At 57.3% G+C, this 13,971-nt stretch carries 11 protein-coding genes and 1 pseudogene; 9 read left to right on the forward strand and 3 right to left on the reverse strand.

The genetic code is table 11. The features are described from left to right. Nucleotides 1-210: 210 nt before the first annotated feature. Nucleotides 211-1,089, forward strand: coding sequence for an aromatic amino acid DMT transporter YddG (yddG, locus tag LBF07_RS00510; protein WP_033145645.1), 879 nt, complete (start codon nt 211-213; stop codon nt 1,087-1,089). Between the two features lie 630 nt (nt 1,090-1,719). Continuing rightward, nucleotides 1,720-2,829, forward strand: coding sequence for a porin OmpC (locus tag LBF07_RS00515; RefSeq protein ID WP_033145646.1), 1,110 nt, complete (start codon nt 1,720-1,722; stop codon nt 2,827-2,829). 55 nt (nt 2,830-2,884) lie between these two features. Here the strand turns inward: LBF07_RS00515 and LBF07_RS00520 are convergent, their stop codons facing one another. Next, nucleotides 2,885-3,814, reverse strand: a complete 930-nt coding sequence (locus LBF07_RS00520; protein ID WP_094935000.1) for a LysR substrate-binding domain-containing protein — start codon at nt 3,812-3,814, stop codon at nt 2,885-2,887. A 170-nt stretch (nt 3,815-3,984) separates the two neighbouring features. On the opposite strand from LBF07_RS00520, the gene LBF07_RS00525 reads away from it, so the two are divergent. The 7 genes and pseudogenes from LBF07_RS00525 to LBF07_RS00555 all read left to right on the forward strand — a co-directional run bounded on the left by LBF07_RS00525 (nt 3,985) and on the right by LBF07_RS00555 (nt 10,436). Further along, nucleotides 3,985-4,935: a branched-chain amino acid ABC transporter permease gene (locus LBF07_RS00525; protein ID WP_094934999.1), complete on the forward strand. Its 951-nt coding sequence runs from the start codon at nt 3,985-3,987 to the stop codon at nt 4,933-4,935. 8 nt (nt 4,936-4,943) lie between these two features. After that, the gene (locus tag LBF07_RS00530; RefSeq protein WP_094934998.1) at nt 4,944-6,050 is read left to right on the forward strand and encodes a branched-chain amino acid ABC transporter permease; all 1,107 of its coding nucleotides are present in this window, start codon (nt 4,944-4,946) and stop codon (nt 6,048-6,050) included. Next, nucleotides 6,047-6,814 (forward strand): ABC transporter ATP-binding protein, encoded by a 768-nt coding sequence (locus LBF07_RS00535; protein ID WP_039262838.1) that lies wholly within the window; start codon nt 6,047-6,049, stop codon nt 6,812-6,814. The genes LBF07_RS00530 and LBF07_RS00535 overlap by 4 nt, the downstream gene beginning before the upstream one ends. Next, a complete protein-coding gene (locus LBF07_RS00540) occupies nt 6,807-7,526 on the forward strand; it encodes an ABC transporter ATP-binding protein (RefSeq protein WP_094934997.1) in 720 nt (239 codons plus the stop codon). Before LBF07_RS00535 ends, LBF07_RS00540 begins: the two co-directional genes overlap by 8 nt. Before the next feature lie 28 nt (nt 7,527-7,554). Next, nucleotides 7,555-8,709: pseudogene (locus LBF07_RS00545) on the forward strand (branched-chain amino acid ABC transporter substrate-binding protein); the annotation flags it as partial. A 21-nt stretch (nt 8,710-8,730) separates the two neighbouring features. Further along, a complete protein-coding gene (locus LBF07_RS00550; RefSeq protein ID WP_032656897.1) occupies nt 8,731-9,213 on the forward strand; it encodes an L-2-amino-thiazoline-4-carboxylic acid hydrolase in 483 nt (160 codons plus the stop codon). Then, nucleotides 9,210-10,436 carry a Zn-dependent hydrolase gene (locus LBF07_RS00555; protein WP_094934996.1) on the forward strand — a complete coding sequence of 409 codons (1,227 nt, stop codon included), beginning with the start codon at nt 9,210-9,212 and terminating at the stop codon, nt 10,434-10,436. The genes LBF07_RS00550 and LBF07_RS00555 overlap by 4 nt, the downstream gene beginning before the upstream one ends. Before the next feature lie 39 nt (nt 10,437-10,475). Here LBF07_RS00555 and LBF07_RS00560 read toward each other — a convergent pair whose 3' ends face one another. Together LBF07_RS00560 and LBF07_RS00565 are read right to left on the reverse strand one after the other, a co-directional pair. Next, entirely contained in the window at nt 10,476-12,359 is a 1,884-nt protein-coding gene (locus LBF07_RS00560; RefSeq protein ID WP_094935042.1) for a potassium transporter Kup, read from the reverse strand. A gap of 77 nt (nt 12,360-12,436) precedes the next feature. Then, on the reverse strand, nt 12,437-13,924 hold the full coding sequence (locus LBF07_RS00565) for an MFS transporter (RefSeq protein WP_087822647.1): 1,488 nt from the start codon (nt 13,922-13,924) through the stop codon (nt 12,437-12,439). Nucleotides 13,925-13,971: the final 47 nt, after the last annotated feature.

A 13,971-nucleotide genomic window follows, 5' to 3' on the forward strand; every position in this document is an offset into this window, starting at 1 on the left:
GTTTTCATATAAGACTTCGCGCCGCAAACTAACAGCAAAGCCCCTGTTTTTTTTGCGTCAAATCAAGGTCATCTGCCTTCACCCCTTAATAGTCACCCCCGGAACCTTTAAATACTCCTTTTTGATTAACGGTTTAAGAGAATAATTGGCGACAGCGTCAGGATGAATGCGATACATTTTTCCTCTGATTTTTATTGCAATGGCGAAGTAATGGACAGAAAGAGAGCAACGCTTATTGGGCTGGCGGCAATACTGTTATGGAGCACCATGGTCGGCCTTATTCGCAGCGTGAGTGAGGGACTCGGCCCGGTAGGCGGTGCGGCAATGATCTACACGCTGAGCGGATTACTGTGTCTGGTGACGGTAGGATTTCCTGATATCAGGCGGTTTTCACCCCGCTATCTTATTGCCGGCAGCGTTTTATTTGTCAGCTACGAAATATGCCTGGCGCTGTCGCTGGGTTATGCCGCCACGCGATCGCAGGCTATTGAAGTGGGCATGGTCAATTACCTTTGGCCAAGCCTGACCATTGTGTTTGCCATCTTGTTCAACGGGCAGAAATCGACCCTGTGGGTGATCCCCGGCTTAGCCGTCTCATTGCTGGGCGTATGCTGGGTATTGGGCGGTGAACAGGGTTTACATCTCGATGAAATAACCCGCAATATCGTCTCCAGCCCGCTGAGCTACGCGCTGGCGTTTGCCGGGGCATTTATCTGGGCCGCCTACTGCACGGTCACCAGCAAATTTGCGAAAGGACAAAACGGCATTACCCTGTTTGTTTTACTGACCGCGCTGAGCCTGTGGGTGAAATATTTCCTGAGCGATCAGCCCGAGATGGTGTTCACGCTTCCGGTGGTCGTGAAACTGGTCATGTGCGGTATTGCGCTTGGATTTGGTTACGCCGCATGGAATATTGGCATCCTTCACGGTAACGTCACGGTACTCGCTGCCGTATCCTATTTTACCCCTGTCCTCTCCGCCGCGCTTGCCGCCGCAGTGCTGAGTTCGCCCCTCTCATTCTCGTTCTGGCAAGGCGCGCTGATGGTCTGCGCCGGGTCGTTGCTCTGCTGGTACGCAACAAGAAAATAATGCTTCTCTAACGGCCGGGCGAATTTCAGCCCGGCAACATAATTAACATAAATTTAAAGTGTGATCGCTCCTCGCAATATTTATCATAATTATCGCATTTCCGTTTAAATTCGGTTTATATTTACCGTCTTCTGTAAACGGCCGAAAAGATAATTGACACAAACTGACAACACCATGAAATTAATTAACTGCGAATATTAACGTCATGGATAGCATTAAATGCAATAATTCATTTCTGACGTGTTCATGGCAATATTCGCAATATACGTCGTGATTTACCCCTAACCTACTGTTCTTAAGTCAAAACAATAATAATAACCCCCTCAAAGCATCGACAATACCGAAATCTAACGCAATAGACTAAAACACGCAGAAATTATAGCGATAGCAATAGTCCCGCAGAATACACAATTATCAATCGTATGAAATTCGGTCGCATTGTTTGAATAATCGCCTTTTTGCACGATCGAGATCACACTAATTGAAATTATCTCTAATATTTTGAAACTTATTATTGAAATAAGACTACGAGATTTTTAAAAATAGCATGCCATTGACGAACAGCCTCGTTTAGAAATCGTTTACAGTGGTTCAGGAAATACTCAAAAAAAATTATAAGGAACATTTAAGATGAAACTTAAATTAGTTGCAGTGGCAGTCACTTCCATGCTGGCAGCAGGCGTTGTTAACGCTGCCGAAATTTACAACAAAGACGGTAACAAGCTGGATCTGTACGGTAAAGTAACAGGTCTGCACTATTTCTCTGATGACGCTGGCGCAGATGGCGATAAAACCTACATGCGTATCGGCTTCAAGGGCGAAACCCAGGTTAACGACCAGCTGTCCGGCTACGGCCAGTGGGAATACCAGATTCAGGGTAACAAAGACGAAGGCGACAACCAGTCCTGGACCCGTGTGGCGTTTGCAGGTCTGAAGTTTGCTGAAGCAGGCTCCTTTGATTACGGTCGTAACTACGGCGTAATTTACGACGTGACCTCCTGGACCGACGTCCTGCCAGAATTCGGCGGCGACACCTACGGTGCCGACAACTTCCTGCAGTCTCGTGCAAACGGCGTTGCGACCTACCGTAACCAGGACTTCTTTGGTCTGGTTGACGGCCTGAACTTTGCTCTGCAGTATCAGGGCAAAAACGGCAGCGTAAGCGGTGAAAACACCAGCGGTCGCAGCCTGCTGAACCAGAACGGCGACGGCTACGGCGCGTCCCTGACTTACGATCTGGGTGAAGGCTTCAGCGTGGGTGGCGCAATGTCCTCTTCACGTCGTACCGCTGACCAGAATGCGGCTGGCGTATACGGTGAAGGCGACCGCGCTGAAGTGTACAGCGGTGGTGTGAAATACGACGCAAACAACATTTACCTTGCTGCACAGTACTCTCAGACCTATAACGCAACCCGCTTCGGTACCTCTAACGGTAATCGCAGCGACATCTACGGTTTTGCAAACAAGGCGCAAAACTTCGAAGTTGTGGCTCAGTATCAGTTCGACTTTGGCCTGCGCCCATCCATCGCTTACCTGCAGTCCAAAGGTAAAGACATCGAAAACTTCGGCGACCAGGATCTGGTTAAATACATCGATGTTGGCACGACCTACTATTTTAACAAAAACATGTCCACCTATGTGGATTACAAAATCAACCTGCTCGACGACAACCAGTTCACTCGCCAGGCAGGCATCGGTACCGACAACATCGTTGCGCTGGGTCTGACCTACCAGTTCTAAATCTTGTCTGTACAAAAGCCAGCTGAATAAGCTGGCTTTTTTTTATCCGTCACTTTTACCCGGCTGACGGCTCCCCGCTCGCCGCCCGGCGCAGCCAGTTTTGCAGCAGCTTACCGTCCTCGGTCATCTCCGAATCCGAACGCACGCAGAGGTGATAGTCGCGCCCGTCATCGATGGGTAAGTCAAATATCTTCACCAGCTCGCCGCTCTCAAGATAAGGCGCGATCAGCGCGCAGCCCAGCCCGGCCTGCACGCCCGCCAGCGTTAACAGCCCGTCTTCAAACAGGGGGCCGCTGCGCCGCAGAGCTCGTTTTACCCCCTGCAGCAGAAACCACTGCGGCCACGTGGTGCGCTCCTCATCATGCAGCAGCGGCATTTGCAGCAGTTGCTCAGGCGTGTCGATATGGCCATGAATGCGCAAAAACGCGCGGCTGCACACCGGCACCATCTGTCCGGAAATCAGCTTTTCGCTCTGATAGCCCGCCCACTGGCCGTTACCAAAACGAATCGACATATCCGACGCATCGCTCAGATAGTTACGGTGGTTGGCATACACTACGTTGATCTCGGTCTGCGGATTAGCACGCATAAAATCAGGCAGACGCGGGATAAACCACCCCATGCCAAAAAGCGGGATCAGGCTGATGGTGACCTGACGCGTTTGCGCCTGCCCGGCCAGATGCTCCGTTGCCTGGCGCAGCACGTTAAATGCCGCACGGATCGAACGGTAATATTCCCGTCCGTGCTGGCTCAGCACCAGCCTGCGCCCCTGACGTTCCGTCAGCGGCATTTGCAGATACCCTTCGAGAACCTTGAGCTGATGGCTGACCGCCGACGGTGAAATATCCAGCTCCTGCGCGGCAAGCGTGACGCTGCCCAGCCGGGCGATGGCCTCAAAGGCACGGACGGCCCGAAGCGGCGGATCGTTTGCCAGGCGACTGTCTGCATACGCAGGCAAACCCGCCGATTGTTCTGTTTTATTCATATGTTGATTTCTTTAGGCTTTTCACCAGAGAACGCGATTACATTATCTTTATATAAATCATTAAGATAAAACAATAGCGGTTTATCATAAGAAATAATATATGTGTATTTTACAATTAAATTCATTTATCGGATGGTAGCCGCAGAAAGAAGACTTTGCGGGAACAGACGTTGGATACACTCATACAACAACTGATCAACGGTGTGATGCTGGGCAGCATTTACGCGCTGATCGCGCTGGGCTATACCATGGTGTATGGCATCTTGCGCATTATTAACTTTGCTCACGGCGATATTCTGATGGTCGGTGCGCTCACCACCCTTTCCGCCATTAACGCCCTGAACGCCACCTTTCCTCACATGCCGCTGCTGTTGCAGCTTGGCGTTGCCCTGGCGATTGCCATGGCCGTTTGCGCCCTGCTGGCAATGGCCGTGGAGCGCTTTGCCTACCGTCGACTGCGCAACGCCCCGCGCCTGGCACCGCTTATCTCAGGTATCGGCGTCTCGGTCCTGCTGCAAACCGTGGCGATGATTATCTGGACGCGCAATCCGCTGATGTTCCCGCAGATCCTGCCCATGGAACCGATCGCCGTAACGTCGGGAAGTGAAATGCATCCCCCCGCCATTGTGACCGTCACCGGCATTGTTACCGTAGCGCTGGCGCTTGCGGTGATGACGGGGCTATGGCTGCTGGTGGAATACACCCGCCTGGGGCGCGGCATGCGCGCCGTGGCGGAAAACCCGCGCGTTGCCACGCTGATGGGGGTTAACCCCAATGCCATTATTACCCTGACGTTCGCCATTGGCGGCGTGTTCGCCGCGCTGGCAGGCGTCATGATGGCCAGCAACTACGGCAACGCCAGCTTCTCGATGGGCTTTTTGCCCGGGATAAAAGCCTTTACCGCCGCCGTGCTAGGGGGCATTGGCAACATTCGTGGCGCAATGATTGGCGGGATCCTGCTCGGCATTATCGAAGCGCTGGGCGCAGGTTACCTGGGTGAACTGACCCACGGCGTCTTTGGCAGCAACTATCAGGACGTTTTTGCCTTCATGGTCCTGATTCTGGTGCTGGTCTTCCGTCCGGCAGGCCTGCTGGGCGAGCGCGTAGCGCACAGGGCGTGAGGGAAACAATGACAACGCTTCAACTACAAACCCCGGCGGCGACGCGCAAATTCTGGTCAGGCATGGTCCTGTTCTGCCTCGCGCTGCTGATTGCGCCCGTGGTGGCCACGCAGCTTGGCGGCAACTACTGGGTGCGCGTTATCGACTTCGCCCTGCTCTACATCATGCTGGCGCTGGGGCTCAATATTGTGGTCGGCTATACCGGCCTGCTGGATATGGGGTTTATCGCCTTTTACGCGGTCGGCGCCTATCTCGCCGCGCTGATGGCCTCGCCACACCTGCTGGAGGTTTTCCCGATCCTCAACGTCTGGTTCCCGGACGGGCTGCACACCTCATATCTGCTGATTATTCCGCTGGCGGCGCTCGTCGCTGCGGTCTGCGGCATTTTACTGGGTGCTCCCACGCTGAAGCTGCGCGGGGACTACCTGGCGATAGTGACCCTCGGCTTTGGCGAAATCATCCGCATCCTGATGCGCAACCTTGACCGTCCGGTGAACATCACCAACGGTGCGAAGGGCATTACCGGGGTGGATACGCTGAATCTGTTCGGCCTGAAGTTTAGCGGCGTATACCACTGGTTAGGTTTCAAAGTGCCCCCGCTGTGGCTGTGGTACTACCTGCTGATGCTGGTGATTGTGGCGATTATTTTTGTCTGCCTGCGCCTGCAGCATTCCCGTATTGGCCGCGCCTGGCACGCCATCCGTGAAGATGAGGATGTGGCCCGCGCGATGGGCATCAACGTGCGTAACTATAAGCTGCTGGCCTTTGCGATGGGTGCCTCTTTTGGCGGCGTGGCGGGTGCCCTGTTCGGCGCGTTCCAGGGCTTTGTCTCCCCGGAATCCTTCACGTTACAGGAATCCATTGCCGTGCTGGCGATGGTGGTGCTGGGCGGGATGGGACACATTCCGGGCGTGATCCTCGGCGCGATACTGCTCACCGCCCTGCCGGAACTGCTGCGCAGTCAGGCAGCTCCGGTTCAGCAGGCGCTGTTCGGTACGGTACTGATTGACCCGGAAGTGCTGCGTCAGCTGTTCTACGGCCTGGCGCTGGTGCTGGTCATGCTGGTGCGTCCTGCCGGGATCTGGCCGGTACGCCACAAGGAGGTGAATACATGAGTCTGTTAACCGTACGCAACATGTCCAAACGCTTCGGCGGGCTTACCGCCGTGGATGACGTTTCGATCGCCGTGAACAAGGGCGAGATCTACGGCCTGATTGGTCCTAACGGGGCGGGAAAAACCACCTGTTTTAACCTGATCACCGGGCTTTATCCGGCGGACAGCGGTGAATTTTCCATTGCCGATAAGCCCTATTTCCCAAAGCACATTGAGAAAGTCACCGCCGCCGGGATCGCGCGTACCTTCCAGAACGTGCGCCTCTTTAACGACATGTCGGTGCTGGAAAACGTGATGGTGGGCCGCCACGTGCGCACCCGCAACGGCCTGTGGGCCGCGCTGAGCCGCCACAAACGCGCTCGCGAAGAAGAGAAACAGACCCGGGAACTGGCCTGGCACTGGCTGGAGTACACCGGCATTGCGAAGTTCGCCCACTACCGCGCCTGCGATCTGGCGTATGGCCATCAGCGACGTCTGGAGATTGCCCGCGCGCTGGCAACGGATCCGCTGCTGCTGGCGCTGGACGAACCCGCCGCCGGGATGAACGCTGCTGAAAAAGTGGCGCTCGGCGAGCTGCTTATCCGCCTTCGCGATGACGGCAAAACCCTGCTGATGATTGAACATGACGTCAAGCTGGTGATGGGCATCTGCGATCGCCTGACGGTGCTTGATTACGGCAAAACGCTCGCCAGCGGCACGCCGGAGAGCGTGCGTCGCGACCCGGCGGTGATCGCCGCCTGGCTTGGAGGCAACGCCCATGTCTGAATTACTGAAGGTGGAACGCGTGGACGTGCATTACGGCGGCATTCAGGCCGTACGCGATGTCTCTTTTACCCTGCACGAGGGCGAACAGGCTACGCTGATCGGTGCTAACGGCGCGGGGAAAAGCTCCACGGTGCGCGCGATTACCGGGCTGGAAAGCTTTAGCGGCCGTATTGAATTCAACGGTAAAGCGGTGCGTAAGAACAGGCCCGAAATCCTGCTCCGTGACGGTCTGGTGATGGTCCCGGAAGGCCGGGGGATCTTCTCCCGAATGACGGTGCTGGAAAACCTGCAGATGGGCGCCTGGCTCAGGCGTGACACTGTCACCGTTAAGCGCGAGATGAACGAGATCTTCGAGCGCTTCCCGCGCCTGGGCGAACGCCAGCATCAGCTCGCCGGCCTGCTGTCCGGCGGAGAACAACAGCTGCTGGCCCTTAACCGCGCCCTGCTCAGCCACCCGCGCCTGCTGATCCTCGACGAACCCTCGATGGGCCTCGCCCCGAAGATGGTAGAAAACATTTTTGCCGTCATTGCCGGCCTGCGCGAGCGCGGCGTTGCCCTGCTGCTCATCGAACAAAACGCCCGTCTCGCGCTGGAGGTGACCGACAGCGCGTGGGTGATGGACAGCGGCAGCATTGTTCATCATGGCGAATCGAAAGCGCTGCTCAATGACGACCAGATTGCACAGATTTATTTGGGCGAAATGCCCGTTTAACAACACCAGCCAACATCAGGGAAATACAATGAAAACAGTAAAAATCAGTGCGCTTAGCGCCGCTATCCTCCTCGGCAGCTTTGCCTCTACCGGAGCCTGGGCCGCCGACGGCGAAACCGTGGTTATCGGTCTGGCAGGCCCGCTCACCGGCCCGTCTGCCCGTATCGGTAAGGATCTGGAGAACGGCGCGCAGCTGGCCATTGACGACATTAACAAGCAGCACCCGACCATCGGTGGCAAAGCGGTGACCTTCAAACTGCAGTCCGAAGACGATCAGTCCGACCCGCGCACCGCCGTGGCCGTGGCGCAGCGTCTGGTGGATAGCGGCGTGGCGGGCGTTGTCGGTCACTGGAACACCGGTACTAGCATTCCTGCCGCACGTATCTATCACGATGCGGGCATCGCACAGGTGGCACCGGTCGCGACCGGTCACGCCTATACCAGGCAGGGTTTTGATACCAGCTTCCGCGTGATGGGCCACGACGACGACGGCGGTCAGCTAGCCGGTCAGTACGCGGTCAATACGCTGAAAGCCAAACGCATTGCGGTGATCGACGACCGTACCGCCTTTGGTCAGGGACTGGCGGACCAGTTTATTAAATCCCTTGAAGCGCAGGGCGTGAAGGTTGTCGATCGTCAGTACGTTGATGACAAAACGGTGGATTTCAGCGCTGTGCTGACCGCCATCCGGAGTAAAAACGCCGATCTGATCTTCTTCGGCGGCGTCGACAGCCAGGCCGCACCGCTGGCGCGTCGTATCAAACAGCTGGGCATGAACGCCACCCTGATGGGCGCAGGCGGATTTGTCAGCCAGACGTTCCTGCAGCTGGCGCAGAAAGAAGGCGAAGGCGTGGTGGCGCTGGAGCCGGGTCTGCCCGTTGACCAGATGCCGGGTGGAAAGGCATTCGAACAGGCCTATCAGTCCCGCTACCACACCCATATCGAACTGCACGCCCCGTTCGCCTATGACGCCACCCGCGTGCTGATTGCGGCGATGGAAAAAGCAGACTCCGTTGAGCCATCCGACTATCTGCCCGCCCTGCGCGCCATCAGCTACTCCGGCGTCACCGGCCAGATCGCGTTTGATAAAGAAGGTAACCTGAAATCGCCGTCCTTCACCGTTTACAAAGTTGTCGACGGCAAATGGCAGCCGCAGACCGTGCTGGGTGGCGCAAAAGCGAAGCAACGCAGCGAGGGCAATGTGATGAGTGATAATAACGAGCTGGGCATTCTCGCCCGCCGCAAAATTGAAGCAGAAATTATAAAGCCAATTTATGAAATCCTGGTGCGCGAGATAGGGAAAACCCGCGCCCAGGCGGTCATTGGCGAGGCCATTGAGCAGGCCGCGATTGACGCTGGCAAAGCGTTTGCCAGCAAAGAACCCAACGGCGCGGACGTAAAGAGCTTCATCGCCCTGCAGTATCTGTGGGAGAAAGATAACGCCCTGGACGTGAAGGTGATTGACGCCGACGACCAGCAGTACAACTACAACGTGACCCGCTGTCGTTACGCGGAGATGTATCACGAAATGGGGCTGGGCGAGATTGGTCATCTGCTCTCCTGCGCGCGCGATGAAAAATTCATCGTTGGCTATGCGCCTGACGTGAAGCTGACCCGCACGACCACCATCATGCAGGGCGGTTCGTGCTGTGATTTCCGCTACCGCAGCAGTAAGGACAAAACATGATCCGCGTCAACGCCGCACGGCTGTGGTCAACGCTTGAGATGATGGCGCAGATCGGCGGCACGCCCGCCGGAGGCGTGACCCGTCTGGCGCTGAGCGAGGAAGATCGTATTGCGCGTAACCTGCTGCGCGACTGGGCGCTGGACGCAGGTTTCACCTGCGACGTCGACAGCATGGGCAATATGTTTATCCGTCGCGCGGGGAAAAACCCGCAGCTTGCCCCGGTCATGACGGGTTCACATGTGGATACCCAGCCGCTGGGCGGTAACTACGACGGTGTTTACGGCGTGCTGGCCGGGCTGGAGCTGCTGCGCACCCTTAACGATCATAACGTTGAGACCGAGCGTGACGTTGTGCTGGTGAACTGGACTAACGAAGAGGGCGCGCGCTTTGCGCCGGCCATGCTCTCTTCAGGGGTCTGGACGGGACAGTTTAGCGAAGCGTACGCCCATGCCCGCGCGGATAACGATGGTATCACCGTGGGCGAAGCGCTGGATAGCATTGGCTACCGGGGTGAAGCCCCTGCCCGCGCGTTTCAGGTTCACGCCTGCTACGAACTGCACATCGAACAGGGCCCGATCCTGGAAGATGAAGCCATTGATATCGGGTTAGTCCGCGCGGCAATGGGCCAGCGCTGGTTTACCCTGACGCTGAACGGATTCGCCGCCCACGCGGGCACGACGCCGATGCACAGCCGCCGCGACGCGCTGACCGCCTTCGCAGAGCTGGCGCTGAAGGTGGAAGAGATTGGCTACCGGCATGCGCCGGACGGACGCGCGACGATCGGTATGGCGAAGGTTACGCCAAACTCGCGCAACGTTGTGCCGTCTCGCGTGGAATGCAGCGTTGAGTTTCGCCATCCTATGCAGCAGGCGCTGGAAGCCATGGAAGCGGCGCTGCATAAGGTGGCTGAAAGCCTCAGCCTGCGCGGCGTCGCGGCTGCCGTTGAGCGTATTTTTGACTACGCGCCCATCGCGTTTGACGCCGAATGCCTGGCGCGTTCGGAGAAGGCCGTGGCGGAATTGGGTTATTCGTCGAAACCGATGGTCTCCGGTGCGGGACATGACGCCTGCTATGTCAGCAAAATGGCGCCCGCCAGCATGATCTTTATCCCCTGCGTGAAAGGCATCAGCCATAACGAAGCGGAAAGGATCCTGCCAGAGTGGGCGGAGAAAGGGGCGAACGTGTTATTGCATAGCGTCCTGTCCGCGTCCCTTGAGAGATAGAACGGTGCGAAAGCAGAGGACCTCTGCTTTCGCCAGAATCTACACGGCAACGCGTCGGCTGATTTCGACAACCCGATCGCTGGGAAGGTGATAGTGGTTGATGACGTGCGTGCAGTTGCGCTTCATGAACGCAAAGATGTGCCGTTGCCAGGCCGCCATCCCTGCCTCACCCTCGCCTGCCACAATGGTTTCATGCCCGACATACCAGGTAACGTCATCCGTGGCGAAAAGCGCGTTAATCTCGCTGACACCCTGCAGCAAACGCGGGATGTCCGGATGTTCCATAAAGCCATACTGGGCCACGCCGTGCCAGTAGCCCGGCGCGCGCTGCTCTACCCTGATGCGTTGTTCTTCCCCCACGTAGGGCACATTCAGAATATCAATGGTAAGCGACAACACATCCTGCTGGAGCGCCCGGTTTCGCGCGACGTGCCAGCGCATGACCGGCGGGATATTGTTCTGTGTCCGGGTCAAAAAGACGGCGGAGCCCGCCACTCTGGGCACCGTTTTTTGCTGAAGCTGGGCAAAGAACGCATCCACGCTGACGCCCTTCTCGCCCACCGATGCGGATACCGCCTTAACGCCGCGGTGCCAGATCAGCATCACCGTACAAATAGCGGCGGCCATCAGCAGCGGAATATAGCCGCCCTCCAGGACCTTAATCAGATTGGCAAACAAGAAGGTGGCATCAATCACCAGAAAACAGAGGGCAATCACCGCGCTGCTGGCGAGGCTCCAGCGCCACACTTCGCGCATTGCCACAAACAGCAGCCCCGTGGTCATCAGCATGGTTAACGACACGGCAATGCCGTACGCGGCGGCGAGCTTATCGGAGGATTTAAAGAACACCACCAGCCCGATGGTCACCCCCATCAGCAGCCAGTTGATTATCCCGATATAAATCTGGCCGTAGCTTTCCGCCGCCGTCTGCTTGATGCGCAATCGGGGTAACCAGCCAAGCTGTATGGCCTGGCGCGTCATGGAAAAAGCGCCGGTAATAATCGCCTGACTGGCGATGACCGTCGCCAGCGCGGCAAGAATGATGAGCGGAACCTGCAGCACCGGCGGACAGAGCGTATAGAAAAGGTTTTGTTTGCTGTCGGCACCGGCCAGAATCAGCGCTGACTGGCCGGCATAGTTGAGCAGCAGCGAAGGAAAGACGATGCCGTACCAGGCAAGCCAGATGGGCTTTTTGCCAAAATGCCCCATGTCTGCATACAGGGCCTCGGCCCCCGTCACGCAGAGAAAAACGCCGCCCAGGACCAGGAAACTGGTGTACCCGTTCGAAAACAAAAACGCGATGCCGTACGCAGGGTTGAGGGCCAGCAATACCGAGGGGTGTTGTACGATCCCCCGCACGCCCAGGGCAGCAATCGCCAAAAACCAAACCGCCATGACCGGGCCAAATATTTTCCCTATTCGCGCAGTGCCAAAAGGCTGAAGAAGAAACAGCCCCAGCAGAACCGCCACCGTCAGGGGTAATATGTACGGCTGAGATTCAGGAATGACCATCTCCAGCCCTTCAAGGGCAGAAAGCACGGAGATAGCCGGGGTTATCGCGCCGTCACCGTAAATTAAAGCGGCGCCGATAAGGGCGGAAAAAATAACCCAGCGCCCGCCTTTGCCTTTCTCCACCAGAAGCGACATTAAGGCCATGATGCCCCCCTCGCCATGATTATCAATTCGCATGGCAAAGGCGGCATATTTTATGGACGTTACCAGGATGAGTGTCCAGGTAATCAGGGAGAGCAGGCCCAGTATGACGCCGGGCGTAGGGTCATGCTCAGAGAGCGAAAGCACCGTGCGGAAGGTATAGAGCGGGCTGGTGCCGATATCACCAAAAACGACGCCCAGCGCGCCCCCTGCAAGCAGGGTTAACCGGGAGAGCGGTTGGGACGGTTCACTGCTGTGGCGAGGGCTCATATTTTCCAGCAAGAGTCAGATAATCCTTTAAAAAACATAGCCCATCTGCCCCACCCGCGCCAACCGCGCGCCCTGTATTACTGCGGCCTGGCCTTCGCCAGGCTGAACCAGATCCCCACTGCCAGCAACAGCAGCATTCCGCCCGCGCTGCCCAGCGCCACGCTGTGCGAGGTGATAAACGCGCTTTTCGCCGCCTCAATCACCGACTCCGCCAGCGTCGGGGTCAGATCCTGCGCCACCTTCATCGCCTCACCAATGGATGACGAGGCTTTATCTGCGAGCGAGGCGTTCAGCCCCTGCGGCAGGTCAATCGACGCCGAGAAGCTGCGGGTCAACAGCAGACCAAAGATGGCGATCCCCAGCCCGGCGCCCAGTTCATAGGACATGGTTTCAATGGCCCCCGCGGCGGCGGCTTTCTCTTTCGGCGCAGCGGCCATAATCGCCGAGGTCGAGGCCAGCAGCGCGCTGGCAGCGCTAAAGCCGAGCAGAACCATCAGGGCAGAAGCCAGCAGCTGCTGCGTGCTGAAATCAAGCATCGACAGGCCGATAAAGCTAACGGCGCTGAGCCCCATTCCGCCAGCCGCGACGATGCGTAGCCCTAATCGCCCCACCAGCACACCCGCGATCGGGCCGCTAAACCCGCTCGCCACCATCAGCGGCAGCATGAACATTCCCGCTTCAAACGGCGTAAAGCCATGAACAAACTGCAGCTCCTGGGCCATCAGCAGCTCAAACCCGACCAGGGCAATCATGGCGGTCATCGCCATCACCACGCCGCTCAAAATGATGCGATGGCAGAACAGACGCATGTCGATCATCGGCACGCGGGCGCGGAGCTGAATACGCACGAAGATAAACAGCAGCACCGAGCCGGTAACCAGCGCGGACGCGACCACCCACGGCGACAGTGCGCCTTTGAGGGCTGTTTTTGCGCTGTAGACCAGCAGCAAAATCGCCACTATCAGCATAATGGCATGGCTGATATTCAGCGGCTGCTCCGGGCGTCCCTGCTGAGGAGGCACAAAACGCGCGGCCAGCGAAACCACCACCAGCACGATCGGTACGTTGATTAAAAACACCGAGCCCCAGTAGAAATGCTCGAGCAGCATACCGCCAATCAGCGGGCCAAACGCCGCGCCACCGGACCCCACCGCGGCCCAGACGCCGAGCGCAATATTACGATCCCGCGCGTCGATAAACAGCGTACGGATCCCAGCCAGCGTGGCCGGAATAATCATCGCCGCGCCGATTGCCAGCGAGGCGCGCGCCGCAATCAGCCACCCTGCTGACGGGGCAAACGCTGCCGCCAGCGACGACAGGCCAAACAGCGTGCTGCCGATCATGAGCAGTCGTTTAAAGCCAATGCGGTCACCCAGGGCGCCCATCGGCAGCACCATTCCCGCCATCACCAGCGAGTAAATATCGATGATCCACAGCAATTCATTGCCGCTGGCGCCCAGCGTCATGCTCAATGTCGGCGCCGCCACGTGCAGCACCGTCGCGTCGATCGCCACCGGGATATACACCAGCACGATAATCACTAACGCTAACCACTGACGAAACATAAATTTCCTTTTCTTTTAAAACATGGACACATGTCCAGGATGCGATC

Source organism: Enterobacter cloacae complex sp. ECL352 (assembly GCF_020149545.1).
GTDB classification, from domain to species: Bacteria; Pseudomonadota; Gammaproteobacteria; order Enterobacterales; family Enterobacteriaceae; genus Enterobacter; species Enterobacter asburiae_B.